The sequence below is a fragment of the Sinomonas soli genome (assembly GCF_054782415.1).
In genome coordinates this window covers 1-916 of record NZ_BAAGSN010000050.1, presented here as the reverse complement: position 1 = coordinate 916, position 916 = coordinate 1, and the positions used below count along the sequence as shown (strand labels likewise).

Annotated in this window: 1 protein-coding gene; it reads right to left on the bottom strand. The window is 73.3% G+C overall.

Annotation, left to right across the window (positions count from 1 at the left end):
- Positions 1-916, bottom strand: a 916-nt coding sequence (mmsA, locus tag ACYVKZ_RS21085; RefSeq protein ID WP_460994431.1) for a CoA-acylating methylmalonate-semialdehyde dehydrogenase, incomplete at both ends; no start/stop codon positions are given.

Below are 916 nucleotides of genomic sequence, written 5' to 3'. Positions count from 1 at the left end.
CACGGTGAACTCCCGCCCGTCGACGACCAGGTCCGCGCCGGCCTCGGCCGCGGCGGTGACGATGGAGGCCATCCGGTCCCTGGACGCGGGCGTGATGATCGGGCCCATCTCCGCCCCGGGCTCGGTGCCCTCGGCGACCTTGACGGCCTGGGCGCGGTCTTTGACCTTGCCCACGAGGGCGTCGGCGGCCTCCCCGACGGCCACCGCGACGGAGATGGCCATGCAGCGTTCCCCGGCGGAGCCGAACGCGGCGGCGGCGAGGTGGTCGGCGGCGTTGTCCATGTCCGCGTCCGGGAGGATGATCGCGTGGTTCTTCGCCCCGCCCAGGGCCTGGACGCGCTTGCCGTGCGCGGTCGCGGTCTCGTGGACGTACTTGGCGATCGGGGTCGAGCCGACGAAGGAGACGGCGTCGACGTCGGGGTGGGTCAGGAGCCCGTCGACGGTCTCCTTCCCGCCGTGGAGGACCTGGAAGACCCCCGCGGGCAGGCCCGCCTCGGCCCACAGGCGGGCCAGGAGCATCGCGGCGGAGGGGTCCCGCTCGGAGGGCTTGAGGATGAAGGCGTTGCCGGTGGCGATCGCGACCGGCGCCATCCACAGCGGGACCATGACGGGGAAGTTGAACGGGGTGATCCCGGCGACCACGCCGACGGGCTGGCGGTAGGAGAAGACGTCGATGCCGGTGGAGGCCTGGTCGGAGTAGGCGCCCTTGAGCAGCTGCGGGATCCCGCAGGCGAACTCGACCACCTCCAGGCCCCGCCCGATCTCGCCCTTCGCGTCGGAGAGGACCTTCCCGTGCTCGGCCGTGACCAGGGCCGCGAGGTCCTCGACGTGGGCGGCGACCAGCTCGCGGAACCGGAACAGCACCGCGGTCCGCCTGGCCAGGGAGATGTCCCCCCACGACTCGGCGGCCTTGCGG